This is a genomic window from Nocardioides sp. SR21 (genome assembly GCF_022761125.1).
GTDB lineage: Bacteria > Actinomycetota > Actinomycetes > Propionibacteriales > Nocardioidaceae > Nocardioides.
The window spans coordinates 225,437-250,540 of record NZ_JAKWJR010000006.1; the positions used below are offsets into that span (position 1 = coordinate 225,437).

Annotated in this window: 26 protein-coding genes and 1 pseudogene; 7 read left to right on the plus strand and 20 right to left on the minus strand. The window is 72.1% G+C overall.

What is annotated here, in order from left to right; translation table 11 throughout:
* Nucleotides 1–52 precede the first annotated feature (52 nt).
* The gene (locus tag MJ604_RS13295; protein ID WP_243058939.1) at nucleotides 53–667 is read left to right on the plus strand and encodes a hypothetical protein; all 615 of its coding nucleotides are present in this window, start codon (nucleotides 53–55) and stop codon (nucleotides 665–667) included.
* A gap of 39 nt (nucleotides 668–706) precedes the next feature.
* Here MJ604_RS13295 and MJ604_RS13300 read toward each other — a convergent pair whose 3' ends face one another.
* Entirely contained in the window at nucleotides 707–970 is a 264-nt protein-coding gene (locus MJ604_RS13300; RefSeq protein WP_243058940.1) for a DUF4031 domain-containing protein, read from the minus strand.
* Nucleotides 967–1,674, minus strand: a complete 708-nt coding sequence (locus tag MJ604_RS13305; RefSeq protein ID WP_243058941.1) for a copper homeostasis protein CutC — start codon at nucleotides 1,672–1,674, stop codon at nucleotides 967–969. Before MJ604_RS13305 ends, MJ604_RS13300 begins: the two co-directional genes overlap by 4 nt.
* Before the next feature lie 73 nt (nucleotides 1,675–1,747).
* Between MJ604_RS13305 and MJ604_RS13310 the strand changes: the two genes are divergently transcribed.
* Nucleotides 1,748–2,092, plus strand: coding sequence for a hypothetical protein (locus tag MJ604_RS13310; RefSeq protein WP_243058942.1), 345 nt, complete (start codon nucleotides 1,748–1,750; stop codon nucleotides 2,090–2,092).
* 29 nt (nucleotides 2,093–2,121) lie between these two features.
* Here MJ604_RS13310 and MJ604_RS24275 read toward each other — a convergent pair whose 3' ends face one another.
* Together MJ604_RS24275 and MJ604_RS24280 are read right to left on the minus strand one after the other, a co-directional pair.
* On the minus strand, nucleotides 2,122–2,622 hold the full coding sequence (locus MJ604_RS24275; protein ID WP_243059091.1) for a GntR family transcriptional regulator: 501 nt from the start codon (nucleotides 2,620–2,622) through the stop codon (nucleotides 2,122–2,124).
* A 9-nt stretch (nucleotides 2,623–2,631) separates the two neighbouring features.
* Nucleotides 2,632–3,081 (minus strand): annotated as a pseudogene (locus MJ604_RS24280) (GntR family transcriptional regulator); the annotation flags it as partial.
* Between MJ604_RS24280 and MJ604_RS13325 the strand changes: the two are divergent.
* Genes MJ604_RS13325 through MJ604_RS13340 form a run of 4 tightly spaced genes read left to right on the plus strand, consistent with a single transcriptional unit; the run spans nucleotide 3,038 to nucleotide 7,888 of the window.
* A complete protein-coding gene (locus tag MJ604_RS13325; protein WP_243058943.1) occupies nucleotides 3,038–3,811 on the plus strand; it encodes an ABC transporter ATP-binding protein in 774 nt (257 codons plus the stop codon). The pseudogene MJ604_RS24280 and the gene MJ604_RS13325 sit on opposite strands and share 44 nt — an antisense overlap.
* A gap of 10 nt (nucleotides 3,812–3,821) precedes the next feature.
* Nucleotides 3,822–6,362, plus strand: coding sequence for an ABC transporter permease (locus MJ604_RS13330; RefSeq protein ID WP_243058944.1), 2,541 nt, complete (start codon nucleotides 3,822–3,824; stop codon nucleotides 6,360–6,362).
* A 37-nt stretch (nucleotides 6,363–6,399) separates the two neighbouring features.
* Nucleotides 6,400–7,008, plus strand: a complete 609-nt coding sequence (locus tag MJ604_RS13335) for an alpha-ketoglutarate-dependent dioxygenase AlkB (RefSeq protein WP_243058945.1) — start codon at nucleotides 6,400–6,402, stop codon at nucleotides 7,006–7,008.
* 22 nt (nucleotides 7,009–7,030) lie between these two features.
* On the plus strand, nucleotides 7,031–7,888 hold the full coding sequence (locus MJ604_RS13340) for an aldo/keto reductase (RefSeq protein WP_243058946.1): 858 nt from the start codon (nucleotides 7,031–7,033) through the stop codon (nucleotides 7,886–7,888).
* 135 nt (nucleotides 7,889–8,023) lie between these two features.
* Here MJ604_RS13340 and MJ604_RS13345 read toward each other — a convergent pair whose 3' ends face one another.
* Together MJ604_RS13345 and MJ604_RS13350 are read right to left on the minus strand one after the other, a co-directional pair.
* Nucleotides 8,024–8,587 carry a LemA family protein gene (locus tag MJ604_RS13345; protein ID WP_243058947.1) on the minus strand — a complete coding sequence of 188 codons (564 nt, stop codon included), beginning with the start codon at nucleotides 8,585–8,587 and terminating at the stop codon, nucleotides 8,024–8,026.
* A gap of 37 nt (nucleotides 8,588–8,624) precedes the next feature.
* Entirely contained in the window at nucleotides 8,625–10,391 is a 1,767-nt protein-coding gene (locus tag MJ604_RS13350) for a DUF2207 domain-containing protein (protein ID WP_243058948.1), read from the minus strand.
* 69 nt (nucleotides 10,392–10,460) lie between these two features.
* On the opposite strand from MJ604_RS13350, the gene MJ604_RS13355 reads away from it, so the two are divergent.
* Nucleotides 10,461–11,804: an MFS transporter gene (locus MJ604_RS13355; protein ID WP_243058949.1), complete on the plus strand. Its 1,344-nt coding sequence runs from the start codon at nucleotides 10,461–10,463 to the stop codon at nucleotides 11,802–11,804.
* Here MJ604_RS13355 and MJ604_RS13360 read toward each other — a convergent pair.
* From MJ604_RS13360 to MJ604_RS13425, 14 genes are read right to left on the minus strand one after another with little or no spacing between them, the layout of a single operon-like run.
* Nucleotides 11,785–12,507 carry an SRPBCC family protein gene (locus tag MJ604_RS13360; RefSeq protein ID WP_243058950.1) on the minus strand — a complete coding sequence of 241 codons (723 nt, stop codon included), beginning with the start codon at nucleotides 12,505–12,507 and terminating at the stop codon, nucleotides 11,785–11,787. The genes MJ604_RS13355 and MJ604_RS13360 overlap by 20 nt on opposite strands.
* Nucleotides 12,507–13,361, minus strand: a complete 855-nt coding sequence (locus tag MJ604_RS13365; RefSeq protein WP_243058951.1) for a xanthine dehydrogenase family protein subunit M — start codon at nucleotides 13,359–13,361, stop codon at nucleotides 12,507–12,509. The genes MJ604_RS13360 and MJ604_RS13365 overlap by 1 nt, the downstream gene beginning before the upstream one ends.
* A complete protein-coding gene (locus MJ604_RS13370; protein WP_243058952.1) occupies nucleotides 13,358–15,790 on the minus strand; it encodes a xanthine dehydrogenase family protein molybdopterin-binding subunit in 2,433 nt (810 codons plus the stop codon). Before MJ604_RS13370 ends, MJ604_RS13365 begins: the two co-directional genes overlap by 4 nt.
* Nucleotides 15,787–16,272 carry a (2Fe-2S)-binding protein gene (locus MJ604_RS13375; protein ID WP_243058953.1) on the minus strand — a complete coding sequence of 162 codons (486 nt, stop codon included), beginning with the start codon at nucleotides 16,270–16,272 and terminating at the stop codon, nucleotides 15,787–15,789. The genes MJ604_RS13370 and MJ604_RS13375 overlap by 4 nt, the downstream gene beginning before the upstream one ends.
* A gap of 30 nt (nucleotides 16,273–16,302) precedes the next feature.
* Complete coding sequence (locus tag MJ604_RS13380; RefSeq protein WP_243058954.1) at nucleotides 16,303–17,613, minus strand: FAD/NAD(P)-binding protein; 1,311 nt, start codon at nucleotides 17,611–17,613, stop codon at nucleotides 16,303–16,305.
* Nucleotides 17,614–17,644: 31 nt separating this feature from the next.
* On the minus strand, nucleotides 17,645–18,874 hold the full coding sequence (locus MJ604_RS13385) for a transcriptional regulator (RefSeq protein ID WP_243058955.1): 1,230 nt from the start codon (nucleotides 18,872–18,874) through the stop codon (nucleotides 17,645–17,647).
* 34 nt (nucleotides 18,875–18,908) lie between these two features.
* Nucleotides 18,909–19,961, minus strand: a complete 1,053-nt coding sequence (locus MJ604_RS13390) for a S9 family peptidase (RefSeq protein WP_243058956.1) — start codon at nucleotides 19,959–19,961, stop codon at nucleotides 18,909–18,911.
* Nucleotides 19,962–19,963: 2 nt separating this feature from the next.
* Nucleotides 19,964–20,293: a cupin domain-containing protein gene (locus tag MJ604_RS13395; RefSeq protein ID WP_243058957.1), complete on the minus strand. Its 330-nt coding sequence runs from the start codon at nucleotides 20,291–20,293 to the stop codon at nucleotides 19,964–19,966.
* Nucleotides 20,290–21,417, minus strand: a complete 1,128-nt coding sequence (locus MJ604_RS13400; protein ID WP_243058958.1) for an XdhC/CoxI family protein — start codon at nucleotides 21,415–21,417, stop codon at nucleotides 20,290–20,292. Before MJ604_RS13400 ends, MJ604_RS13395 begins: the two co-directional genes overlap by 4 nt.
* Nucleotides 21,410–22,507, minus strand: coding sequence for a VWA domain-containing protein (locus tag MJ604_RS13405; RefSeq protein ID WP_243058959.1), 1,098 nt, complete (start codon nucleotides 22,505–22,507; stop codon nucleotides 21,410–21,412). The genes MJ604_RS13400 and MJ604_RS13405 overlap by 8 nt, the downstream gene beginning before the upstream one ends.
* On the minus strand, nucleotides 22,504–23,376 hold the full coding sequence (locus MJ604_RS13410) for a MoxR family ATPase (RefSeq protein WP_243058960.1): 873 nt from the start codon (nucleotides 23,374–23,376) through the stop codon (nucleotides 22,504–22,506). The genes MJ604_RS13405 and MJ604_RS13410 overlap by 4 nt, the downstream gene beginning before the upstream one ends.
* Before the next feature lie 14 nt (nucleotides 23,377–23,390).
* Nucleotides 23,391–23,933: an NTP transferase domain-containing protein gene (locus MJ604_RS13415; protein ID WP_243058961.1), complete on the minus strand. Its 543-nt coding sequence runs from the start codon at nucleotides 23,931–23,933 to the stop codon at nucleotides 23,391–23,393.
* Nucleotides 23,930–24,565 carry a hypothetical protein gene (locus MJ604_RS13420; protein ID WP_243058962.1) on the minus strand — a complete coding sequence of 212 codons (636 nt, stop codon included), beginning with the start codon at nucleotides 24,563–24,565 and terminating at the stop codon, nucleotides 23,930–23,932. The genes MJ604_RS13415 and MJ604_RS13420 overlap by 4 nt, the downstream gene beginning before the upstream one ends.
* Complete coding sequence (locus tag MJ604_RS13425) at nucleotides 24,562–25,077, minus strand: RNA polymerase sigma factor (RefSeq protein ID WP_243058963.1); 516 nt, start codon at nucleotides 25,075–25,077, stop codon at nucleotides 24,562–24,564. The genes MJ604_RS13420 and MJ604_RS13425 overlap by 4 nt, the downstream gene beginning before the upstream one ends.
* Nucleotides 25,078–25,104 lie beyond the last annotated feature (27 nt).

Consider the following 25,104-nt stretch of genomic DNA (forward strand, 5'->3'; position numbering starts at 1 on the left):
ACACGTTCTCGTTTTGTGCCCACCGTAGCGCTCACCGGGAAGGACCGCTTCAATGTCCGGCGTGGACCTGCTGCTCGCGTGGCCCCTGCCCGGCGCCCGCGCGCTCGGAGCGCAGCTGGTCGCGGCGTACAACCACCCGAGTCGCCGCTACCACGACGCCCAGCACCTCACCGAGGTCCTGGCGCGCGTGCACGAGCTGTCCGCCGACGGCGTCGCGTTCGACCGGATGGCGGTCGTCCTGGCCGCGTGGTTCCACGACGGCGTGTACGACGGGGAGCCGGACGCCGAGAGGCGCTCGGCCGCCTGGGCCGCCGAGGCCCTCGACACCCTCGTCGAGCCGGAGACCCTCGACGAGGTGGTGCGGCTGGTGCTGCTCACCGAGCACCACACGCCCGCGGACGACGACCCGAACGGCTGCGCGCTCTCCGACGCGGACCTCGCGATCCTGGCCGCCCCGGCACAGCGGTACGCGGAGTACGTCGCCGCCGTGCGCGAGGAGTACGCCCACGTCCCCGACGACCTCTTCGCCCTCGGCCGCTCGGCGGTCCTCCGCGACCTGCTCGCCAAGCCACACCTGTTCCACACGGCGTACGCCCGGGCCTCCTGGGAGGACGCGGCGCGGGCGAACGTGGCGGCGGAGCTGGCGACCCTGGCGGATACTCCCTGACGTTTCCGGGGTTCCACGCGCGATCTCACCCCGGAAACGTCAGGGAGTACCCGACTTGCGGCGCCGCAGACCGGCCGCGACCAGGCGTGAGACGAGCTCGCGGGACCTCACCGGGACCGCGCCGGCGGCGACCATGTCGTCGTAGTACTCGGCCGGCACGTCGTAGTGGTCGCGGTCGAAGCCGCGCTCGGGGATGCCGAGGCGGGCGGCGAACGCGTGCAGCTCGTCGTACGACGTGTCGCTGGCCAGGTGCGACCACAGGCGTCCCCGCGAGGGCACCTGCGGCGGGTCGATGAGGATCATCCAGCGGTGCGCGCCGCGCGCTCTACCGACGAGTCGAGGAGCAGCCGCCACGACCGCACGTGACCCGCGTCGACGTAGGCCTTGTACGACGATCCCGGGCGCGCCTGGCGCCCGAGGTGGAACTGCCGCACCCCGGCGCGCACGAACCACGGCACCTGCTCGGCGAGCAGGCCGCCCCCGGGCATCAGCCGGCGCGCGACGGCCGGGTCGGCGGCCAGCGCGAGCAGCTCGTCGTACCCGACGTCGAGGCCGCGCGGCGAGCCGGCGGAGCAGACCGCCAGCAGGTCGGGCAGGCCGGCGAGGTAGCGCCACGAGCGGCGCAGGTCGAGGGTGTCGTCGACGGCGCGGCCGAACGTCCAGGGCACGCCCGGGAGCTGCCCGGCGAGGTAGGCGCACGTGTCCGTGTCGACCTCGAGGTCGGCGTCGAGGAAGCCGAAGGAGACGCCGGCGGCCCCGGAGCCGAGGTAGTCCTCGGCGAGCCCGACCAGCCGCGTCATCTCGCCGCCCGTCGTGCTCCAGGTGTCGTTCAGCCGCAGTGTGACGAACACCGGCAGGTCGGTGTCGCGACAGACCCCGGAGACGAGCGCAGGCTCGGGCGAGAGGCCCTCGGGCGTGGAGAGGTGCAGACGGTCAGCGCCGCCCTCCTCCGCGCCGGGGGCGTCGCGCGGGTCGAGGACGGCGACCTCGAGGAGCGCCGGACCCATACCAGCACTGTAGGACCGGGGGCGCGTCGTACGACGGCGGCGCGCCACTTGTCCCGGGGGCCATGATGGGGGAATGGACAACGGCCTGCTGTTCGACGCGCGCGCTCGCGTGCTCGCCGACCTCCAGGCCCGACAGCACGCCACGGCCGCCGCGGTGTCCGCGTTGGAGGACGCCGTCGCCCAGCGCAAGTGGTGGGCCGAGCAGTGGCCCGAGGGCGAGGCGTACGTCGCCGGCCTGGTCGCCCAGGACGTCCAGGACGCGCTCTTCGAGACCGTGGGCCGATGGCCGCTGTGCACCGACTGCGGTGCGGACGCGCCGGTGCACACGCTCTACATCCAGCCCGACCTCGGCGGCCCCGACCCCGTGTGGGTGTGCGAGGAGTCCGGGGACGTCGTGGCGCCCCTGGGTGGACTGTGAACGCTGACGCGTCTCAGCGATCAGTACAGCTAGCCCTCTGCTCCGACCTGGAGCCACATCGTGTACCGATCGGCCCGGTAGACCGTCCGCGAGACCTCGATGATCTTCTCGCCCACCAGGCCGCGGCGCGAGTGCCGCAGCACCGGTACGCCGGGGTCGGTCTCGAGCAGCTGCGCCTCGTCGGCGGTGGCCACGTCGGCGTTGATCGAGTCCTCGGCCCACGACGGGCGCAGCCCCCGGACCTCGAGCGCGTCGTACAGGCTCGTGGGCATCCCGCTCTGCAGGAAGCCGGGGATCAGGACCTCGTTGAGGTACGCGTCCTCGAGGCACATCGGCACCCCGTCGGCCCGGCGCAGCCGGCGCCAGTGGATGACGGCGTCGCCCTCGGTCAGGTTCAGCGCCCGGGCGACGCCGGGACCTGCCTGCTCCCGACGCGCGAGGAGGGTCTGCGACTCGGCCAGCAGGCCGCGGCGCGCCATCTCCTCGGTGAAGCTCGTCAACCTGCTCGCGGCGCGCCGCGGGCGGGCCACGAAAGTGCCCCGCCCGGGAATCCGTTCCAACAGCCCTTCAACCACCAGGGCATCCATCGCTTGCCTCACCGTCATGCGGGCGACCCCAAAACGATGCACCAGCTCACGCTCAGAAGGTGCAGGTGAACCGGGTGCCGCCCCCGTGACGAGAGTGCGCACGTATTCACGCACCTGAACGTGCTTCAGCGCACGCCCCTCAGTCACCAGCAACTCGTCCACAGAGCGAACTCTAGGCAGGATTAGACCAGCGCGTCCCCAAATCGGACGGAACGTTGACGTACTGAGGAAATCCTCAGTTCGGCAACGACGCAATTCAACGTCGAATTCGGGACCATTTCGGACCATTTCGAGCCAATTCGGGGCCTCAGGGGTGTCCCCGATGGCGGCCGTCGGTGACCTCCGGCAGGCTTGCCCCATGACCAGCGAGACGTCCTCCCCCGCCCCGGCCGCGCGCGCCATCGACCTGCGCAAGACCTACGGCTCCGGCGACTCCGCCGTGCACGCCCTGGCCGGCGTGACCCTCGACCTGGAGGCCGGCCGGTTCACGGCGATCATGGGCCCGTCCGGCTCGGGCAAGTCCACGCTGATGCACTGCATGGCGGCCCTCGACACCCCGTCGTCGGGCGCGGTCGAGGTGGGCGGCACAGACCTGGGCCGGCTCAAGGACAAGGACCTCACGGCGCTGCGCCGCGAGCGGATCGGGTTCGTCTTCCAGGCGTTCAACCTGATCCCGACGCTCACCGCGTCGGAGAACATCCTGCTCCCGCTCAACCTCGCCGGGCACAAGCCCGACCAGGAGTGGCTCGACACCGTGATCGAGGCCGTCGGCCTGCGTGACCGTCTCGGCCACCGGCCCACCGAGCTGTCCGGTGGGCAGCAGCAGCGCGTCGCCTGCGCCCGGGCGCTGGCGAGCAAGCCCTCGATCGTGTTCGCCGACGAGCCGACCGGCAACCTCGACAGCACGTCGGGCGCCGAGGTGCTCTCGTTCCTGCGTCGCAGCGTGGACGACTTCGGCCAGACGGTCGTGATGGTCACCCACGACGCGGTCGCCGCGTCGTACTGCGACCGCGTCGTGTTCCTCGCCGACGGCCTGGTCGTCGACGAGATCCGCAACCCCAAGCGCGAGCAGATCCTGGAGCACATGACACGCCTGCAGGACCTCGCCGCCGCCCGCACCACGCAGGCCTGAGGGGCGCGACGTGCTCAAGCTGACCCTGCGCAACCTGCTCGCCCGCAAGGTGCGGCTGGTGATGAGCGGCCTGGCGATCGTGCTGGGCGTGGCGTTCCTGTCGGGCGTCCTCGTCTTCAGCAACGGCCTGTCGTCGACGTTCGACAGCATCATCTACAGCTCCACCCCCGACGGCGTCGTGCGCGCGGAGCAGACCGCGTCCTTCGAGGCCGGGCCGACGCAGACCACCCAGACCCTCTCCCCCGAGGTCGTGGCCGAGCTCGAGGAGCTGCCCGAGGTGGCCCGGGCCGACGGTGACGTCGTCGGCATCGGGATGAGCCTGCTCGCCTCCGACGGCACGCTCGTCGGCGGCACCGGCGCCCCCACCTTGGCGTTCAACCACACCGACGGCCCGAACATGGCCGGTGAGCCGCCGATGCTGCTCAGCAGCGGGCGCTGGCCGGCCGCGGCCGACGAGATCGTGCTCGACGACGCGGCCGCCGACAACGGCGACTACGACCTGGGCGACGAGGTGAAGCTGCTCGCGCCGTTCGGGGACTCCGAGCGCACGGCGACGCTGGTCGGCACCGCGGAGTTCAACGGCGGCGGTACGGCCGGCGCGACCCTGCTGGTGTTCAGCACCGAGGGCGCGCAGGACCTCTTCCTCGACGGCGCCGACGCGTTCCACCAGGTCTCCCTCACCGCCGCCGACGGCGTCACCCAGGAGCAGCTCGCCGAGGCCGCCGACACCGTCGCCCCCTCCGGCTTCGAGGCGGTCACCGGCGACCAGGTCGCGGAGGAGTCCCAGGACGCCGTCGGCCAGTTCCTCGACGTGATCTCCACGTTCCTGCTGGTGTTCGCGATCATCGCGGTCATCGTCGGCGGCTTCATCATCGTCAACACGTTCACGATCCTGGTCGCGCAGCGCAGCCGTGAGCTCGCACTGCTGCGCGCCCTCGGCGCATCGCGCCGCCAGGTGACGCAGTCGGTGCTGCTCGAGGCGGTCGTCATGTCGGCGGTCGCCGCGACCGTCGGCATCGGGCTCGGCTGGCTGCTGGCGCGCGGCCTGGCCGCGCTCTTCCGCGCGGTCGGGCTCGACATCGCGAGCGACGCGCTGACGCTCGACGCCGGCTCGGTCATCATCAGCTACGTCGTCGGCGTCGGCGTCACGCTGGTCGCCGCCTTCCTGCCGGCCCGCCGCGCCGGCAAGGTCGCCCCCGTCGCGGCGATGCGGGCCGACTCGGCGCCGGCGCGCGACTCGCTGCGCCGCCGCACGATCATCGGCGGCGTCCTGATCGCGGTCGGCATCGTGTTCGCGGTCATCGGCATCACCGGCGGCCCGGGGCCCGACTCGCTCTGGGTCGGCATCGCCGCCGGGATCTGGATCCTGACCGCAGCGGCGATCAGCTCGGTGATCGGCCGACCCGTCCTGGTCCTGTGCCGCGGCCTGTTCGGCCGGCTGTTCGGCACCACCGGCAGGCTCGCGGGGGAGAACGCGCTGCGCGATCCCCGGCGTACCGGCGCCACGGCGTCGGCGCTGATGATCGGGCTGGCCCTGGTCTCCACGATCGGGGTGCTCGCCACCTCGCTCAACGCCTCGGTCGACGACGTCGTGGACGAGGAGTTCACCTCCGACTTCCTGGTGCAGAGCACGAACTTCCTGCCGTTCTCGACCTCGGTCGGCGACGACCTGGAGGCGGTCGACGGGGTGGCCACAGTCAGCCGGCAGCAGTGGACCGGCGCGCAGGTGGACGACTCGACGGTCTTCGTGACGGGCAACGACGCGGCGTTCGACGACATCTACGAGCTCGACATGGTCGAGGGCCGCCAGCAGCTGCAGGGCAACCAGGCTCTGGTGACCACCGGCTTCGCCGACGACCACGACCTCGAGGTCGGCTCGCCGCTGACGCTGACGTTCCTCGCCGGCAAGTCGCTCGACCTCGAGGTGGCCGGGATCTTCGAGGGCAGCGAGACCACCGGCGACGTCAGCCTCCCGCTCGACCTGCTCGCCGACGCCGGGGTGCCCCGCCAGGACACCAGCCTGAGCATCATGCTCGAGCCGGGCGCCGACGCGGTCGCGGTCGGCAACGCGCTGGACGAGGCGGCCGAGGCGACCCCGATCGTGGCGGTCTACGACAAGCAGGAGTTCGCCGAGTCGATCCGTGACCAGATCAACCAGCTGCTCTACATGATCTACGGCCTGCTCGCGCTGGCGATCGTGATCGCGGTGATCGGCATCGTGAACACGCTCGGCCTCTCGGTCATCGAGCGCACCCGCGAGATCGGCCTGCTCCGGGCGATCGGCATGAGCCGCACCCGGCTGCGCCGGATGATCACCCTGGAGTCGGTGGCGATCGCGGTCCTCGGCGCGGTGCTCGGCATGGTCATCGGGGTGATCATCGGCGTGCTGCTGCGACAGGCGCTCAAGGACGACCTGACCAGCCTCGGCCTGCCGCTGGGCCAGCTGCTCGTGTTCCTCGTGATCGCCGTGGTGGTCGGCGTGCTCGCCGCGATCCTGCCGGCGATCCGCGCCTCGCGGCTCAACGTGCTGGAGGCCATCGCCACGGAATGACCTTCCGGTCGAACATCTGTTCGATTATGATCCGTGCATGGACTTCCAGGGCACGCTGTTCGAGGCGCCGCCGGCGCCCGAGGTCGGATCCGTCGAGCGCACGACGCTCAGTCGGGGCGCCTGGATCGACGTCGCGCGCTCGTGGCTGCCGGAGGCCGACGACGTGTTCGAGACGCTGGTCCGCGACGTCCCGTGGCGCGCCGAGCGGCGCCAGATGTACGACCGCGAGGTCGACGTGCCCCGACTCCTGCACACGTACGGCGTCGGCGACCCGCTCCCCCACCCCGCCCTGGCGCGGGCCCGGGGAGCGCTGACCGCGCACTACCGCCCGGAGCTCGGGGAGCCGTTCGTGACCGCGGGCTGCTGCTACTACCGCGACGGCCGCGACAGCGTGGCCTGGCACGGTGACACGATCGGCCGCGGCAAGACGCAGGACACGATGGTCGCGATCGTGTCGCTCGGCGACCCACGCCGGCTGGCGCTGCGGCCGCGGATCGGCGGCGCCTCGATGTCGGTCGAGATGGGCCACGGCGACCTGCTGGTGATGGGCGGTTCCTGCCAGCGCACCTGGGAGCACGCGGTGCCCAAGGTGGCGCACGCCGGGCCGCGGATCTCGGTGCAGTTCAGGCCGCTCAATGTCTTTTGACGGGGACTGCTAGGCATGGGGCATGACAACTGCACACGCATCCGGCACCTTCGCGATCGCCGGCGACCTCCCCGTCGTCCGGCTCGGGTACGGCGCCATGCAGCTCACCGGCCCCGGTATCTGGGGTGAGCCCCGCGACGCCGACGAGGCGATCCGAGTCCTGCGCCGAGCCCTCGAGCTCGGCATCACGTTCATCGACACCGCCGACTCCTACGGCCCCGAGGTCTCGGAGCGGCTGATCGGGGAGGCGCTGGCGCCGTACGCCGACGACGTGGTCATCGCCACCAAGGCCGGGCTGACCCGGCAGGGTCCGGACATCTGGACCCAGCTCGGCCAGCCGGCGTACCTGCGCCAGCAGTGCGAGATGAGCCTGCGCCGGCTGAAGCTCGAGCGGATCGACCTGTTCCAGCTGCACCGCATCGACGCGAACTTCCCGCTGGAGGACCAGATCGGGCTGTTGCTCGAGCTCCAGCAGGAGGGCAAGATCCGCCACATCGGGCTGTCCGAGGTCAGCGTCGACGAGATCGAGGCGGCCCGGAAGATCGCGCCGATCGCGACCGTGCAGAACCTCTACAACCTCGCCGAGCGTCGCTCCGAGGACGTGCTCGACCACTGCGAGCGGGAGGGCATCGGCTTCATGCCGTGGTTCCCGCTGGCGACCGGGCAGCTCTCGAAGGAGGACGGTCCGCTCGCGAAGGCGTCGGCCGAGCACGGCGCCACGCCGTCGCAGCTGGCTCTCGCGTGGCTGCTCCGCCGCTCGCCGGTGATGCTCCCGATCCCGGGTACGTCGCGGGTCGCGCACCTCGAGCAGAACACCGCGGCCGCGGAGATCGAGCTGACCGACGCGGAGTTCGACGCGCTCACCTCGTCGGTCGGGTAGCGAGCGCCAGCGAGGCTACCGAGACCGCGACCGAGGTCTCGATACGCCGGTCGCGAGCCGTGCCTCGCTCGCGCGGCTACTCGACCTGGCTGCTGCGTCCCGGTCTCCCGAGCAGGCTCGGGAGACCGGGGCAGCTCAGAACTCCACGGACGGGGCGACGTCCTGGCCCTCGGGGGCCTCGTAGAAGTCGCGCTTGTGCACGTTGGCGATGCCGGTGAGGAACATCCACGGGATCGTCTGGGTCAGCTTGTTCAGGGTCGCGACCGCGTCGTTGTAGTACTGGCGGGCGAACGAGATCTGGTTCTCGGTGTCGGCGAGCTGCTTCTGCAGGTCCAGGAAGTTCGTGTTCGCCTTGAGGTCCGGGTAGGCCTCGGCGACCGCGTTGACCTTCACCAGCGCCTGGCTGAGCTCGGCGTCGGCGGCGGCCTTGGCCGGGACGTCGTCGCCCTTGGCCGCGGCGGCGACGGCGGCGCGTGCCTTGGTGACCTCCTCGAACACGCCCTTCTCGTGGGCGGCGTACCCCTTGACGGTCTCGACCAGGTTCGGGATCAGGTCGGCGCGGCGGGTGAGCTGCACGTCGATGCCACCGAGCGCCTCCTGGGCGCCGATGTCGGTGGTGCGGAGCTTGTTGAAGCCGACGATCACGAACGCCACCAGGGCGATGATCACGACGACGACGACGATGATTCCGACGATCATGTGGACCTCTCAGTTGGGTTGACGCAAGTCTGGGGGACTACCAGGAGCCGCCGCCACCGCCGCCACCGCCGCCACCGCCGGAGAACCCGCCGCCCCCGCTGGAGGAGGACGACGACTTCTGGGTGGCCTCGTAGGACGAGATGGCCGAGCTGACGGTCGACTCGAACGAGTCGACCATCGAGGAGACCGCGCTGCCGGCGTACGCACCGGTGTAGGCGTGGCCGAAGTACGTCGGGACCGGCGGCTCCTCGCCGACCTCGATGCGGTACTTGCCCGCCCACTCGTCGGCGCAGCCGAAGGCCACGGCCCACGGGATGTAGGCGGTGTAGAGCTCCTTGCGGCCGGAGAAGTCGAAGCGCTCCTCCGCCGACGGCGTGGAGAGGATCCGGCGGAAGCCGCCGGCCTTCGACCACACGTCGCGCCCGGCGCGGGTGCGCCGGGTGGCGGCCGTCGCCCGGGCCATGCCGGCACCGAACACCGCGAACAGGCCGGGGATCAGGGCGATCGCGCTCATGTTCAGCGGGTTCCAGAACGCGATGACCGGGACCAGGATGAAGGCGCCGATGATGACCAGGGTGCCCTTGCCGCCGAGGCCGCTGGTCTCCATCAGCCCGGCGCCGGACGCCCAGGACCGGGTGTCGCTCTCGAAGCTGGCGATCTCGTTCTTGAGCCGCTTGCCGCCCTCGACGTCGTTCGGCCGGGCGGCGAAGGACGTGCCCGGGCCGCCGAGCAGGTGCGCGACGCCGGAGGTGACCTCGTCGAGGCCGGCCCAGCCCTGGGCGCCGTTCTTGTCCGTGATCGTCCACCCCGCGCCGTCGTGGTCGAGGTCGATGGCGCCCTTGTCGGCGGCGTACATCAGCGTGGCGACGTACTGCTGGGTGTCGACCTCCTCGGTGACGAGGTACGCCGCCTGCGCGGGCCCGATGCCCTCGGGCGGCGTGTACATCAGCGGGAACTGCGGGTCGGACTCGTCGGTGCGACGCACCAGCACGAAGCCGAGGAGGCCGGCCCCGACCGACAGCACCAGCACCAGGCCGAGCAGGAACACGTTGGTGCCGAGCACCGGGTCGAGCTCGGCGCGCCACGGCAGCTCCTTGCCGGGTGCCGGCGTACTCATGTCGAGCCCGACCTTGATCGTCACCGGGGTGTTCGGCGAGAGCGCACCGGTCTGCACGTGCAGCGTGTCGGTGCCCGCACCCTCGGCCTTGCAGCCGCCCCGCTGACCGGCCCCGACGGCGCACTGGATCGGCTTCTCGGCGGGCACCGGGAGGTGCACGGTGAGGTCGCTCTGCTGGATCGGCTGCAGCCAACCACTGGGGATCAGGTTCCAGTAGAACTGGGTGTCGGCGCCGGTGGTGCCCTCCTCGAGCACCCCGTCGATCTCGTAGCTGATCTCGTAGACGTGCTCACCGGTGGACACCGTCGAGTTCGGATCACCGATCCGCACGAGGACGTAGCGACCGCCTCGATCGTTCTTGCTGATCTCGACGGGGACGTCGCCGCCGTCCATCGTGACCGCGATGTCGCGCGGGATCCGGCGCGCGTTGAGAGCGCTCGCGTCCGACTTGTCGAAGAACCGGAAGATCCCGTGCCGGCCACCGATCGGGAAGTCGACGGTCAGCGTCTCGACGACGCTCATGTCCCCCTCGTCGTCGATGTCGAAGTCCGCGACGTACGACGTGATCGACGTCGGTTCGCTGACCGGCTCGTCCTCCTCGAGGCTCTCGCCCCACAGCATCGCCGGGATGAGCACGACGAACGCGACGAGGAGGAGGGCGACGATCGTGCCCACGAGACGCTTCATGGTGCGGAGCCTAGGGCCTGCCGGATATCGACGTGCGGCCCGTCGGTGGCGCTTGGGACACTGGTCCAGATGTCCTCGCAGCCTGCCGCCAAGCCCACCCTCCGCTCCTTCTGGCACGACCTCCCCCGCGAGGGGAAGCTGCTGCTCTCGGTGGTGGTGTTCGAGTTCATCGGCACCGGCCTGGTGCTGCCGTTCCACGTGGTCTACCTGCACGAGATGCGCGGGTTCGACCTGGGCGTGGTCGGCCTGATGCTGGGCCTCTCACCGCTGATCGGCTTCCTGGTCACCGGGCCCGGCGGCTGGGCGATCGACCACTACGGCGCGCGCCGGATCCTGATGGCGGCGCTGGCGCTGCAGGTCGTGTCCAACACGCTGCTGGCGTTCGCGGCGACCGAGGCGACCGTGGTGATCGCGCTGATGCTCGCGGGCGCCGCGTTCGGCGTGACCTGGCCCGGGTTCCAGTCGCTGATCGCGACCGTCGTACCGGTCGAGCTGCGGCAGCGCTACTTCGGCGTGAACTTCACCCTGCTCAACCTCGGCATCGGGATCGGCGGCATCGTCGGCGGGATGTTCATCGACGTCGAGCGGCTCGCGACGTTCCAGGCGATCTACCTCGCCGACGCGGTCAGCTACGTGCCCGCGCTGATCCTCATGGCGGTGCCGCTGCGGCACGTCGCCGGCCGGGTCGTGCACGACCACGAGGACGGTCCGCCCGAGAAGGTCTCCTACCTCGCCGTGGCCCGCCGCCCCGCGGTCGCGACCCTGATGCTGCTGAGCTTCGTGTCGTCGTACGTCGGCTACTCCCAGCTCAACGCCGGGATGCCGGCGTTCGCCCGCGCGGTCGGCGAGGTGTCGACCCGCGGCCTCGGGCTGGCGTTCGCGGCGAACACCCTGGTGATCGTGGTGCTCCAGCTGTTCGTGCTGCAGCGCATCGAGGGCCGACGCCGCACGCGCGTGATCGCGGTGATGGGCGTCGTGTGGGCGGGCTCGTGGATGCTGCTCGGCGCGACCGGGCTGGTGTCCGGCACCATCGGCGCGACGCTGCTCGTCGCCGCGTGCGCGTCCGTCTTCGCGTTCGGCGAGACGCTGCTCCAGCCGACGATCCCGGCGCTGGTCAACGAGCTCGCGCCCGACCACCTGCGCGGGCGCTACAACGCGCTCAGCTCCGGCACGTTCCAGCTCGCCGCGATCATCGCCCCGCCGATCGCCGGGCTGATGGTGGACCACGGCCTCAGCGCGCTCTACATCGCCACGCTCGTCGCCGGCTGCCTGCTCTGCGGCGCGATCGCGATCTTCCGTCTCGAGCCGCAGCTCAGCCCCGAGGTCAACGGCGTGCGCAAGCGCCCGGCCGAGCCGGGGCCGGGCGAGTTGCCGCCCGAGGCCGCGAAGACGATCAGCGCCGCGACCGACTGACCACCCACCACAGCACGAGCAGCCCGGCCACGACACCCGCCGCCGGCTTCCAGTAGCTCCTGGCGAGCACCGGCAGCACCGTCGCGCCCAGGTCCAGCGAGTCGTCGGCCGACGGTGGCGGTGAGGCCGGTGGGGCCGGTGGGGCCGGTGGCGGATCCGCGAGGTGCTTCGGGGCCGGCGGTTTTTCGGGTACTCCCTGACGTTCCCGGGGTTCCGAGGACGTTTTCGGCCCGCTTTCGTCAGGGACTACCGCCTCAGACCCACTGGCGAGACGCTGCTCGAGGCACTGCACGAACTGCCCGAGCAGCTTGTCGGAGACGTCCTGCATGACACCGCGGCCGAACTGGGCGGGCTTGCCGGTGATCGACAGGTCGGTGACCACCTCGACGTCGGTGCCGGTGCCGGCGGCCGCCATGGTCAGGGTGACCTTGGCGCCCGCCGTGCCGTTCCCGCGCTTGTCCTTGCCCTTGGCGTCGACCACGAAGCGGTGCGCGGCGTCGTCCTTCTCGACGAACGTCCCGGAGCCGTTGTAGACCAGGGCGATCGGGCCGAGCTTGACCTTCACCGATCCCGAGAACGTGTCCCCCTCGACCGACGTGACCGCGGCGCCCGGGAAGCACTCGGCGACCGACGCGATGTCGGCGAAGTGCGCCCAGGTCTCGTCGACCGAGGTGGGGACCGTGAAGCGGTGCGTGAGGTCCATCAGCTACCCGCAGCCGCCAGCAGCGCCCGCCGGGTCAGCACGCCGACCACGTGGTTCTTGTACTCCGCGTCGCCGTTGAGGTCCGAGGGCGGGTTGGTGCCCTCCGCGGCCCGCGCCGCGGCCGTGCGTACGGCGTCCTCGCTCGCGGGCTGGCCCGCGATCGCCTCCTCGACGCCGCGGGCCCGCAGCGCCGTCGAGCCCATGTTGGCGAACCCGACCCGGGCCTCGGCGATCGTGCCGCCGTCCATCCGGACAGTCGCGGCGACCGACACGATCGGCCACTGGTGCGCGACCCGGACCATCTTCTCGTAGTGCGCTCCCCAGCCGGTGTGCTTGGGGATCCGCACCTCCGTCAGGATCTCGTCGTCGCCGATCGCGGTCTCGAAGAGGTCGATGAAGAAGTCGTCGGCCGCCACCGTCCGGGTGCCACCGGACCCGGCGATCACGAACTCCGCGCCGAGGCAGAGCACCGGAGCGCCGAGGTCACCCGCGGGGTCGGCGTGGGCGAGCGCGCCGCCGAACGTGCCGCGGTGCCGGATCTGCGCGTCGGCGAGGTGCCCGACCGCCTTGCTGATCAGCGCCGCGTGCTCCTGGACCAGCGGGTCGGATCCGACCACCGAGTGGGGGGTCATCGCGCCGATCACGATCGCGTCGCCGTCGTCGCGGATCCCGCGCAGCGACTCGATCTTCCTGAGGTCGATGATCCACTCCGGCGCGTTGAGCCGCATCCGGAGCACCGGGAGCAGGCTCTGCCCACCGGCGATGATCTTGGCCTCGTCGCCGTACTGCGCGAGGGCCGCCAGCGCCTCCTCGACCGAGCTCGGCGCCACGTAGTCGAACGCTGCGGGGATCATGCGCCCTCTCCTTCCGCCTCGAAGTGCGGCATCGCCGCTTCTGTCGTCGCGCCGCCCTTGCCGCCGGTCCGGATCGCCCGCCACACCCGCTCCGGCGTGCACGGCATCTGGATGTCGTTGACCCCGAAGTGGCGTACGGCGTCGACGACCGCGTTGACGACGGCCGGTGTCGAGGCGATGGTCCCGGCCTCGCCGACGCCCTTGGTCCCGAGCGAGTTCGTGGTGCTCGGCGACGTCGTGTGGTCGATGTCGAAGGTGATCGTGTCGGCCGCGGTGGGCAGCAGGTAGTCGACGAACGAGCCCGACACCAGCGTGCCGGAGTCGTCGTACACCGCCTCCTCCCACAGCGCCTGCGCGATGCCCTGCACCAGGCCGCCGTGCACCTGCCCGGCGACGATCAGCGGGTTGATGATGGTGCCGATGTCGTCGACGCAGACGTACTTCCGCATCGTCAGCGCACCCGTCTCGGTGTCGACCTCCATCGCGCACAGGTGGGTGCCGTGCGGGAACGAGAAGTTCACCGGGTCGTACGCCGCGTCCGAGTCGAGCGTCGGCTCCACGCCGTCGGGCAGGTTGTGCGCCGCGAACACCGCGGTCGCGATCTCGGCGATGCCCAGCCCCTGGTCGGTGCCGCGCACCGAGAACCGGCCGGCCGCGAAGTCGATGTCGTCGATCGACGCCTCGAGCAGGTGCGCCGCGATCGGCTTGGCCTTCTCGATCACCTTGTCGGCCGCGCGGACCACCGCCTCGCCACCGACGACCAGCGACCGCGACCCGTAGGTGTCCAACCCACGGGGTGCGACCTGGGTGTCGCCGTGCAGCACCTCGACGTCCTCGAACGGGACGCCGAGCCGGTCCGCCACGATCTGGCTGAACGCCGTCTCGTGGCCCTGGCCGTGCGCGGACGCGCCGGTCACCACCTCGACCTTGCCGAGCGGTGTCATCCGCACGTTCGCGTGCTCCCAGCCGCCCGCGCCGTAGTCGAGGGTCCCGAGCACCCGGCTGGGCGCCAGGCCGCACATCTCGGTGAACGTCGAGATGCCGATGCCGAGCTGCACCGGGTCGCCGGAGTCGCGACGCTGCTGCTGCTCGGCGCGCAACGCGTCGTACCCGAACATCTCCTTGGCCTTCGCGGTCGCGGCCTCGTAGTTGCCGGTGTCGTACTCGAGCCCGCACACCGTGGTGAACGGGAACTCCTCGTGCTTGATCCAGTTCTTCTCCCGGATCTCGAGCGGGTCGACGCCGACCTCGACGGCGAGCTCGTCCATGATCCGCTCGATCGCGTACGTCGCCTCCGGGCGGCCGGCGCCACGGTAGGCGTCGGTCCAGGTCTTGTTCGTGAGGACCGTCTGCACCGCGAAGTGGTACGCCGGGAACTTGTAGATCGCGTTGAACATGAACGCGCCGAGCACCGGCACGCCACCGCCGACGATCGCGACGTACGCGCCGAGGTCGGCGAGGAGCTCGACCTTGAAGCCGGTGACGGTCCCGTCCTTCTCGGCCGAGAGCGTGAGCTTCTGCCACTGGTCACGACCGTGGTGGCCGCTGAGCAAGGACTCGGAGCGGGTCTCGGTGTACTTCACCGGCTTGCCGAGCCGGCGCCCGACCGCCCACGCGATCCACTCCTCCGGAGTGACCTGGAGCTTGCCGCCGAAACCGCCGCCGACGTCCGGCGCGATCACCCGGATCTTCGACTCCGGCACGCCGGTGGTCGCGGCCAGCGCGAAGCGCACGATGTGTGGGATCTGGGTCGCGGAGTACATGACGTACTGCTCGCCGGTCGGGTCGACCACGACGGAGCGCGGCTCCATGAACGCGGGGATCAGCCGCTGCTGGCGGTACTCCCGCTCGATCACGATGCCGTCGGTGCGGGCCTTGGCGATCGCCTCGTCGGCGCTGCCGCCGGTGCCCGCCTCGGCGGAGTCGAACACCCAGTACGCCGACTTGTTCGTGCCGAGGTCGGGGTGGGCGATGGTCTCGTCGGCTGCGGCCTTCTTGAGGTCGAGCGCGGCCGGCAGCTCGTCGTACTCGACGTCGACGAGCTCGGCCGCGTCGCGCGCCTCCGCGGCGCTGCGGGCCACGACGACGGCGACGATCTCGCCGGCGAACGCGACCCGGTCGCTGGGCATCGGCGAGTGCCCGGGCGTCACCTGGTCGGGCGTGATCGGCCAGGCGTTGATGCAGACGCCGAGCTCCTCACCGAAGTCGGACCCGGTGAGCACGGTGACGACGTTCGGCGCGGCCTTCGCGGCGCTGGTGTCGATCGACGTGATGTTCGCGTGGGCGAACGGGCTGCGCACCATCGCGAGGTGCAGCATCCCGGGGAGCACGATGTTGTCGGTCCACCTGGTGCGCCCGGTGATCAGCCGCTGGTCCTCCTTGCGGCGCCGGTCCCGGCCGATCTCGTTCTCGACCTCGGTGGCGGTCATGACGTCGCCCCCGCAGTGCTGGATCCGTGGGAAGCCGCGTGCTGAACCGCGCGCACGATGTTGTGGTAGCCGGTGCAGCGGCAGAGGTTGCCCTCGAGCCCCTCGCGGATCTCGTCCTCGGACGGGCTCGGGTTGGTGTTCAGCAGGTCGATGCTCTGCATGATCATCCCGGGCGTGCAGAAGCCGCACTGCAGGCCGTGGCACTCGCGGAACGCCTCCTGCACCGGGTGCAGCCGGCCGTCCTGCGCGAGGCCCTCCACGGTGGTGACCTCACCGCCGTCGGCCTGCACAGCAAGGACGTTGCACGACTTCACGCTCGTGCCGTTGAGGTGGACCGTGCACGCGCCACAGTTGCTGGTGTCGCAACCGATGACGGTGCCGGTCTTGCCGAGGCGCTCCCGCAGGTACTGCACCAGCAGCAGGCGGGGTTCGACGTCGTCGGAGACCTGGGCTCCGTCGACCGTGAGGGTGATCCGGGTCATGCACCCGCACGCTAGAAGCGTGCGGGTTGGCTACACGTTGGCCCGGAGCACCAACCGGGCGACCTCGGCCGCCTGGGTGCGGATCTCCGGGATCGCGGTGGACTCCCAGAGGATGCCCTTGCGCGGCGGGCCGACGGCGAAGAGACCGGGGACGACGGCGCCGTCCGCGCCGATCACCTCGCCCTCCGGGGTCGCGTCGAGACCGAGACGCAGCGGGTCCGGCGCGACCAGGCCGCGGGCCTGGAGGGCCTGCAGCAGCGGGTCCGCGGAGCGGCTGATGTCGGTGAGCGGTCCGGTGCAGTTCACGACCGCGTGGGCGGTGTCGACGTCGACGCTGCCGATCCCGCCGTCGGCGACCGTGAGCCGGCCGTCGCGCTGGTAGCCGCGGATCCGCTCACCGACCTCCGGCGCCATCCGGTGCCGGCGTACCTCCCAGTCGCGGGCGTACGTCGCGAGGAACCGCTGCCGCTCGGCGTGGTCGAGCCGGCGCCAGACCGACTGGGTCTGCGGCCGCAGGCCGTCGACCACGTTGCGCCAGTCGACGCCGTGCGCGCGGGCCGCGTCGATCTGGCCGCGCACGAGGGCGGCCATCGCGTCGGCGGTCAGCGGGCCGTCGGGGACGTCGGTGACCCACGCGGTGGACTGCTGCTCGATGTGGGCGAACGGGAGCAGGCCGTGCCGGCTGACCATCACCGCGCGCCGCCGCGGCTCGTCCTCGAGCAGCGTGATCACGGTGTCGATCGCGGTGAGGCCGGTGCCGACCAGCACCACGGTCGCGTCGCCGGGGAGGGCGCGGATCGCGGCGAGGTCCCACGGGTTCGCGATGTAGCCGGGGTGCCCGACGAGCTCGCCGAGCTCCTGCGGGGTCTGGTTGCCGTACGCGAGCACCACGGTCGCCGCGGTGGTGACCCGGTCGCGGGTGCGCACCTCGAAGCCGCCCGGCACCGGCACGATGTCGTCGACCCGGCCGGCGGTCATCGAGAGCCGGTGGTCGGCGACGTCGGCGAGGGTGTCCTGCAGGTAGTGGGCGTACTCCATGCGCGGCAGGAACCCCAGCGGGTCGGGGTCGCGGCCCGCGCGGACGGTCCAGTCGAGCAGGTCGGACGGGACGTCGGCGTAGGCGCTCATGTGCCGCGCGCGCACGTTGAGCAGGTGCCGCGGGTCGGAGGTGCCGTAGGCGATGCCGCGCCCGAGCACGCCGGTCGCCTCGTGCACCGTGACGCTCAGCCCGTCGTCGGGGTCCTTGAGCAGCTGGAACGCCGTGAGGACGCCGCTGGCGCCACCGCCGACGATCGCGATGGACTCGCGGCGGGCGGTGGGGACCTGTTCGACAACCGACATGAGGTAAGTCTAGAGAACAACTCCGCTTATCTCACTGTCGGGCCGCAGCGAGCCTCCCCTTGAGCAGCGGTACGGCGGGGTGGGGGGTGCCCGCGAGCCGCGCCAGGCAGACCTCGACGACCTCGGTGTCGTACGGCGCCAGCTCGACGTAGCGGACCACGGCGTCCGGCTGGGGGTCGGCGAGCAGCGCCTCGCGGACCGCGACCGCGACGTACTCGGCGAGCTCGGTGAGCGCCGGGGAGTTGGTGCCCGGGAGCAGGTCGCCGCCGTACGCGTCGACGGCCGCGGCGACCCGGCCGCTGCGCAGCAGGCCGAGCACCAGGTCGACGTCGGTGGTGACCGGCATCATCAGCCGGTAGGGGCGCGAGCTGAGCTGGCCGCCGAGCGCCGAGCGCAGGTGGGAGACCTCGGCCTTCAGCGTGGAGAGCGTGACGGCCTGGTCGCCGTAGACCAGCGCGTGCAGGTGCTCCAGCGACAGGCCCTCCGGGTGCAGGGCGAGCAGCGCGAGCACCTCGGTCTGGCGCCGGTTGAGCAGCAGCCGCTGGCCGTCGAGCCAGGTCTCGGCGGTGCCGAGCAGCCGCATCGCCAGGCCCGGCTCGGCGGCCTCGTCGAGCAGGCCGGCGCCGTGGTGGGAGGTGGGCATCGCGGCCTCGATCAGGCGGGCCATCACCCGCGCGGTCGCCAGCCCGATCGGGTGGGTGCGGTCCCAGGTCGTCGACAGGTCGATGACGCCGAGCTGCGCGCCGGTGACCGGGTCGTGCACGGGCGCGGCCCAGCAGACCCAGTTGTGCACGATCGGCGCGTAGTGCTCGGCGCTGAACACCATCGCGGGCGCGTCCAGCCGGTTGGCGAGGTCGAGCGCGTTGGTGCCGACGCTCTGGTCGTCCCAGCGCCCGCCGGCCACGAAGTTCACGGTCTCGGCCTTGCGGCGCATCACGCGGCCGCCGTACGTCCAGAGGATCCGGGTCTGCGGGTCGGTCACCGCGACGACGAGGTCGCCGTCCTCGGCGGTACGACGGAGCTCGGCCTCGACCCGCTCGACCGCGGTCTCGAGCGGGGAGCCGCGCCAGTACGCCGCGGTCTCGGACTCGTCGGCCAGCGGCGCCTCGCGGACGTCGGTGGAGATCGCGGCCTCGGAGCGGGTCCAGCTGGTCAGGATCTCCGGGCGGACCAGCGCCTCGGCGTCGTCGCCGTGCTCGACGAACGTGCTCCACGCCCGGACGGCGTCCATCCGGCGGGCTTGGAGCTCGCTGCGGGCCATGCCGACGAAGGTAGCACCGGGGGCGTGACGCGGATCACACGTCGAGCTGGGCGCGGAGGAACCGCACGGTCCGGACGATCGAGTCCTGCCAGCGCGCGTAGAACGTGTGGTCCTCGCCCGGGTACTCCAGCAGGGTGCTGTCGACGCCGGCCTCGTCCAGCAGCCGCTGGGTGGTGCGCGACCAGGCCGGTGGGCAGGTGCCGTCGACCTCGCCGTGGTGGATGAGGACCGGCTCGGTGATCCGGTCGAAGTAGGTGCGCGAGGACAGCTGCGTGTAGACCGCCTGCGGTGGGCGGCCGAACCGGTCGTACAGCGAGGCGACCGCCTCGGGCCGGTTCGGCTCGGTGAAGTGCCGCAGGTTGTCGAGGTAGCGCGAGCTCACACTGGCGTAGATCACCGCCGCATCGACCAGCCCGGGCGCCGCGACCAGCGCGTTGAGGGTGACCCCGCCGCCCATCGACCGGCCGACCATCGCGGTCTTGTCGTCGTCGACGTACGGCAGCTTCTCCAGGGCCAGGACGGCGTTGATGCTGTCCTGCGCGTACGCCAGCCGCAGCTCGCGCTCGAGGTCGGTGGCCGCGTCGCCGGCGGCGTGCCCGCGGTAGTCGGTGTGGAGCACCACGAACCCGGCGCGCGCCAGCCAGTCCTGCTCCCGCGCCATGCCCTGGCCGGTCACGTAGATCGACGGCTCGAAGTAGCCGTGGTTGAGCACGACGGCCGGGAACGGTCCCTTCCCGCGTGGGCGGAGCAGCACGCCGGAGACCACCGTGCCGTTGCTGCGGTACGTCACCTGGTAGCGCGTGTAGGCGTCGGTGGCGTACTCCGTGCGCAGGATCCGCAGCCCGCGGCCGTCGAAGTCGGCGCGCATCAGGTTCGGCAACGACGGACTGTCGGTGCGCGGTGGCAGCGTCGTCTCCTGCTCGGTGGGGGTGGGGGGCTGGGTGGGGCCCGAGGAGGGCTCGGCCGACGACGGACTGACCGACGACGGACTGACCGGCGGCGCCGGGTCTGCGGTCGGCTCGGCCGGGTCGGACGACGAGCACGCGGACAGCACGAGCACCAGCACGAGCGCCGGTGCGAGCCGCATCGTCAGTCCGCGAGCCGGTTCGCGACGGTGAGCAGGACCGCCGCGTCCTCGAGCGCCTCGAGGTCGTGGCGATGCGGCGGGATCAGCAGGAAGTCGCCGGCGCCGCCCTCCCAGGTGTCGTCGCCGGCGTGCAGCCGCACCCGGCCGCGCAGCACCTGGAGCGTCGCCTCGCCCGGGCTCTCGTGCTCGCCGAGCGACCGGCCGCCGGCCAGGGCGATCAGGGTCTGGCGCAGGTGGTGCTCGCGCCCGCCGTGCACGGTGACCGCGCTGCGTCCGCTGCTGTGCTCGCGGGCGATCGCGAGGTGGTCGTCGACGAGGTTCGAGAGGTTCATGCGAGGTCCTTGTGGATGCGTCCTGGAAGGGTGCCGAGCCGTTCACCGGTGCCGCCCCAGCGGCCGGCGATGATCTCCGCGGCGATGCTGATCGCGGTCTCCTCAGGCGTGCGTGCGCCGAGGTCGAGACCGATCGGGCTGGAGAGCCGCTCGATCTCCTTGTCGTCGACGCCGGCCTCGCGCAGCCGCGCCAGCCGGTCGTCGTGGGTGCGGCGCGAGCCCATCGCGCCGACGTACGCCACCTCGGGCAGTCGTAGGGCCACCTCCAGCAGGGGTACGTCGAACTTGGGGTCGTGGGTCAGCACGGTGATGACCGTTCGACCGTCCACGCGGCCGGCTTGTGACTCCGCGGTGAGGTAGCGGTGCGGCCAGTCGACGACGACCTCGTCGGCCTCCGGGAACCGGCTGTTCGTCGCGAACACCGGCCGGGCGTCGCACACGGTCACGTGGTAGCCGAGGAAGCTGCCGACCCGGGCCACCGCGGCCGCGAAGTCGATCGCGCCGAACACCAGCATCCGCGGCTTGGGCGCGAACGCCCACACGAACACCCGCATCCCCTCACCGCGGCGCTCGCCGTCCGGGCCGTACGTCAGCGTCGCGTTCGACCCCGACGCCAGCAGCCCGAGCGCGTCGTCATGGACAGCGTCGTCGGTGCGAGACGAACCGAGCGACCCGGCGATCGGCTGGTCCGGACGCACGACGAGCCGCCGCCCCAGCCAGGCCGGGTCCGGGTGCTCGATCACCGTGGCCAGCGCGACGGGCCGGCCGGCGTCGATGTCGTCGGCGATCCCACCGAGCTCGGGGAACGTCTCGCGGCTGACCTTCTCGACGTACACGTCGAGGATGCCGCCGCAGGTCAGCCCGACGGCGAACGCGTCATCGTCGGAGACGCCGTACCTCTCCAGGACCGGTACGCCGGACCCGACCACGGACTCCGCCAGGTCGTAGACCGCGCCCTCGACGCAGCCGCCGGACACCGAGCCGACGGCGGTGCCCTCGGGCCCGACCAGCATCGAGGCGCCGGCCGGACGGGGCGCGGACTGGAACGTCGCGACCACGGTGCCGACGCCGACGGTCTCCCCGGCCCGCCACCACGCGATCAGCTCGGGCAGCACGTCACGCACGTGAGATCACCTCCGACAGCTCGGCGAACGTCGCCAGCGAGTGGCCGGCGACGAAGTCGTCGCAGTACGGCAGCGCAGCGAGCACGCCCTGCTGCACCGGCTCGTAGCCGCTCTTGCCGCGGTGCGGGTTCACCCACACGACGCGGTGCGCGATCCGCTGCAGGCGCGCCATCTGCTCGCCGAGCAGCACCGGGTCGCCGCGCTCCCAGCCGTCGCTGAACACCACGACGACCGCGCCACGCGCCATCCCGCGCTGGCCCCAGCGGTCGAGGAAGAAGCGCAGCGTCTCACCGAGCCGGGTGCCGCCCGACCAGTCGGGCACGGTCTCTCCCGCGGCGATCAGCGCCCGCTCGGCGTCCCGCATCCGCAGCGCGCGGGTCACGTGGGTGACTCGGGTGCCGACGGTGAACGTCTCGACGCCGGCGTACGCCTGCGTGAACCGGTGCGCGAGGCGCAGCAGCGCGTCGGCGTACCCGCTCATCGAGCCGGACACGTCGACCAGCAGCACCACCCGACGCGGTCGGACGCCGCGACGCCGCCACGCGATCTCGGCCGGCTCCCCCATCCGCCGCAGCGACGAGCGCAGGGTGCGCGACGCGTCGACCTGGCCGCGGTGCCAGCGCTGGTGGCGGGCGGTACGCCGCAGCGGCGGGCGCGGCCGCAGGGTCGCGAACATCGCCGCGAGCCGGTGCTTCTCCCCCGCGGTCAGCGACGCGACGTCGCGATGGCGCAGCACCTCGGTCTCGCTGGCCATCGCCCGCACGACCTCCTCGTCGCTCGCCTCGCCCTCCCCGGACTCGTCGGTCGCGGGCAGGCTCGACTGCACCGGCACCGCCGGCTGCGCGGGCCGCGAGCGCGGCAGCCCGTCGCGCGCGTTGAAGTAGGCGTGGAACACCTGGTCGTAGCGCGCCAGGTCGTCCGGTCCGGCGCACAGCGTCGCCCGGCCGGCGAGGTACGTCGCACGCGGGTCGTCGGCGCCGAGCTCGGCGACCGCCGCGAGGTAGCCCTGCGAGCGGTCCTGCGTGACCGGGACACCCGCGGCGCGCAGCGCGCGGGCGAATCCGAGGAGCACCTCGTCGGGCTGCCTCATGGCCGCAGCATCTGGTCCAGGGCGTGGCGGACCCGCTCGGAGTCCTCGCGGTACTTCACCAGCGCGCCGAGCGTCGCCGCCGCGGACGCGAGGTCGATCTCCGTGGTGCCGAGGTGGTGCAGCGAACGCGCCCAGTCGAGCGTCTCCGCGACCCCCGGCGGCTTCTGCAGGTCGTCGCGGGCGCGCAGCTGCTGCACGAGCTCGACGACCTGGCGGCGCAGCGTCTCGGACACCTCCGGCGCCCGCGAGCGCAGGATCTCGACCTCGCGCTCGAGGCCCGGGTGGTCGATCCAGTGGTAGAGGCAGCGCCGCTTCAGCGCGTCGTGCAGCTCGCGGGTGCGGTTGGACGTCAGCACCACGATCGGCGGCGTCGCGGCGCGCACGGTGCCGAGCTCGGGGATCGTCACCTGGTACGTCGACAGCACCTCGAGCAGGAACGCCTCGAACTCGTCGTCGGCCCGGTCGACCTCGTCGACCAGCAGCACCGCCGGGCTGTCCTGCAGCGCCTGGAGCACCGGACGCGCGAGCAGGAACCGGGCGTCGTACAGGCTCTTCTCGGCCTCCTCCACGTCGGCGCCACCGGTCGCCTCCAGCGCCCTTAGGTGCAGGATCTGGCGCGGGAAGTCCCAGTCGTACAGGGCCTGCGTCGCGTCGATGCCCTCGTAGCACTGCAGCCGCACCAGGGGCAGGTCGAGGCTCTCCGCGATCGCCTCGGCGAGCGCGGTCTTGCCGGTGCCGGGCTCACCCTCGAGCAGCAGCGGCCGCTGCATCCGCAGGGCCAGGAACGCCACCGTCGCCAGCGCGTCGTCGGCGAGGTAGCCGGTCTCGTCGAGGCGGGCGGCGACGTCGGCCGGTGACGCGAGGTCCATACGACCCAGGCTACTCAGGGGGTGTCGGCGTCCCGCCCCGTCGCGAGGTCGACACACTCGACCAGCTCGACGTCGCGGGCGGCGAGGTAGCCCTTCGCCCCCTCGTCACCGTCGGCCTCGGCGGCCACGGCCGCCCAGTGGTCGCGGCCGAGCACGACCGGGTGGCCGGGCCTCCCCGCGTACGTCGCGCGCCGCAGGGTGCTCGCGACCGGCGGCGGGTCGAGGAGGCGGCGTACGACGTCCGCCGTGACGTCCGGCAGGTCGACGAGCATCAGCAGGACGGCGTCGGCGTCGGAGGTCTCGGCCGCTGCCAGCCCCGCGCGGAGCGAGGCCGACATGCCGTCCTGCCAGTCCGCGGCGACGACCGCGCTCGCACCGGTGCCCTCGAGCAGCGGCAGCGCCTCCTCGGCGCGGGCACCGAGGACCACGGTCACCGGGGCGCAGCCGCCGTCGGTCAGCACCTGCACGCCGCGGACCAGCCAGCCGGGCACGAGCGCCTTCGGCATGCCCATCCGCGAGCCCGCGCCCGCGGCCAGGAGCAGCCCGTCGACCGTCACCCGGCGAACGCTCGGGCGTAGATGGTCGCGAGCTCGTCGGAGTACGCCGCGCTGAAGCCGCACAGCGTGACCCGTCCATCGGTCGCGGAGACCAGGTAGCGGCCGCCGTCCTCGAAGCTCACCGCGCTCAGCAGCAGCTGCATGTCGGCCGACGGCGCCTGCACCTCGACGGTGTCGGTGGGGTCGCCGGCGTACCAGGTGGTCGGCGTCAGCGTGACCGTGCTGCCGTCGATGCCGGTGACGGTGCCGTCGAAGGCGACGGTCTGCCCGGCGAGGACCTCGGCGCTCGGCACCATGCACTTGGCGGCGTACGCCGCTTCCTGCGGCGCCGACAGCACGGTGACCGTCGGGTCGCTCACTTGGACGGGGTCGACCGCGACCGGCGTGGTCGAGTCGTCGTTCAGCTGCAGGAACGCGAAGATCCCGACCCCGGCGATGATCACGGCCGCCGCGGCCGCCACCAGCCAGGTGAGCGGGCTGCGGTCGTGCGTGCCGGTCTCGCGGTTCTCGGTGGTGAGCTCGGTGCTCATGACGTCCTCCAGGAGTCGGGCCACCCGCTCGGGGTCGGCCGGCGGCAGGGAGGCAGCCGGGTCGGACGCCTGCAGGCGGTGCAGCAGCTCGTCGTCGTTCATGGCCTTCTCCCCTCTCTCGACTCCTCATGTCCGGCAGCGGCCCCACTCTTTCGCAGCCGGTCGGACAACTTCTGCTTCGCGCGGGTGAGCCGGATGCTCGCGGCGTTCGGCGTGATGTCGAGGACCACCGCGATCTCGGCGGGCGTCAGCTGCTCCCACGCCCAGAGCCGGAGCAGCTCGGCCTCCTCGGGCCGCAACGCGGCGAGCGCGTCGTGCAGCGCCTGGTCGTCGGGTGGTCCGGGATCCTGGGGCTGCGCCATGATCCGCGCCGCCACCCGGTCCTGACGGCGCGCGGACCGCTGGGCGTTGTGCAGGCAGTTGCGCGCCACGGCGTACACCCACGGCAGCGGCAGCTCCGGCACCTCCTCCACGCGGCGCCAGCAGACCAGCAGCGTCTCGGCCAGCACGTCCTCGGCGGTGTCGGGGTCGGTGCGGCGCGCGAGGTAGCGGCGGACCGGCTCGATCAGGGCGGGCGCGAGCTCCTCGAAGCGCTCGCGTCGTGACTCGTCCATGCCCACGCCGTAACCCTGCCACGGCGG

Coding starts and splice junctions, on each gene's coding strand:
- MJ604_RS13295 (WP_243058939.1), top strand. CDS start 53: ATGTCCGGCGTGGACCTGCTGCTCGCGTGGCCCCTGCCCGGCGCCCGC.
- MJ604_RS13300 (WP_243058940.1), bottom strand. CDS start 970: ATGATCCTCATCGACCCGCCGCAGGTGCCCTCGCGGGGACGCCTGTGG.
- MJ604_RS13305 (WP_243058941.1), bottom strand. CDS start 1,674: ATGGGTCCGGCGCTCCTCGAGGTCGCCGTCCTCGACCCGCGCGACGCC.
- MJ604_RS13310 (WP_243058942.1), top strand. CDS start 1,748: ATGGACAACGGCCTGCTGTTCGACGCGCGCGCTCGCGTGCTCGCCGAC.
- MJ604_RS13325 (WP_243058943.1), top strand. CDS start 3,038: ATGACCAGCGAGACGTCCTCCCCCGCCCCGGCCGCGCGCGCCATCGAC.
- MJ604_RS13335 (WP_243058945.1), top strand. CDS start 6,400: ATGGACTTCCAGGGCACGCTGTTCGAGGCGCCGCCGGCGCCCGAGGTC.
- MJ604_RS13340 (WP_243058946.1), top strand. CDS start 7,031: ATGACAACTGCACACGCATCCGGCACCTTCGCGATCGCCGGCGACCTC.
- MJ604_RS13345 (WP_243058947.1), bottom strand. CDS start 8,587: ATGATCGTCGGAATCATCGTCGTCGTCGTCGTGATCATCGCCCTGGTG.
- MJ604_RS13350 (WP_243058948.1), bottom strand. CDS start 10,391: ATGAAGCGTCTCGTGGGCACGATCGTCGCCCTCCTCCTCGTCGCGTTC.
- MJ604_RS13355 (WP_243058949.1), top strand. CDS start 10,461: ATGTCCTCGCAGCCTGCCGCCAAGCCCACCCTCCGCTCCTTCTGGCAC.
- MJ604_RS13360 (WP_243058950.1), bottom strand. CDS start 12,507: ATGGACCTCACGCACCGCTTCACGGTCCCCACCTCGGTCGACGAGACC.
- MJ604_RS13365 (WP_243058951.1), bottom strand. CDS start 13,361: ATGATCCCCGCAGCGTTCGACTACGTGGCGCCGAGCTCGGTCGAGGAG.
- MJ604_RS13370 (WP_243058952.1), bottom strand. CDS start 15,790: ATGACCGCCACCGAGGTCGAGAACGAGATCGGCCGGGACCGGCGCCGC.
- MJ604_RS13375 (WP_243058953.1), bottom strand. CDS start 16,272: ATGACCCGGATCACCCTCACGGTCGACGGAGCCCAGGTCTCCGACGAC.
- MJ604_RS13380 (WP_243058954.1), bottom strand. CDS start 17,613: ATGTCGGTTGTCGAACAGGTCCCCACCGCCCGCCGCGAGTCCATCGCG.
- MJ604_RS13385 (WP_243058955.1), bottom strand. CDS start 18,874: ATGGCCCGCAGCGAGCTCCAAGCCCGCCGGATGGACGCCGTCCGGGCG.
- MJ604_RS13390 (WP_243058956.1), bottom strand. CDS start 19,961: ATGCGGCTCGCACCGGCGCTCGTGCTGGTGCTCGTGCTGTCCGCGTGC.
- MJ604_RS13395 (WP_243058957.1), bottom strand. CDS start 20,293: ATGAACCTCTCGAACCTCGTCGACGACCACCTCGCGATCGCCCGCGAG.
- MJ604_RS13405 (WP_243058959.1), bottom strand. CDS start 22,507: ATGAGGCAGCCCGACGAGGTGCTCCTCGGATTCGCCCGCGCGCTGCGC.
- MJ604_RS13410 (WP_243058960.1), bottom strand. CDS start 23,376: ATGGACCTCGCGTCACCGGCCGACGTCGCCGCCCGCCTCGACGAGACC.
- MJ604_RS13420 (WP_243058962.1), bottom strand. CDS start 24,565: ATGAACGACGACGAGCTGCTGCACCGCCTGCAGGCGTCCGACCCGGCT.
- MJ604_RS13425 (WP_243058963.1), bottom strand. CDS start 25,077: ATGGACGAGTCACGACGCGAGCGCTTCGAGGAGCTCGCGCCCGCCCTG.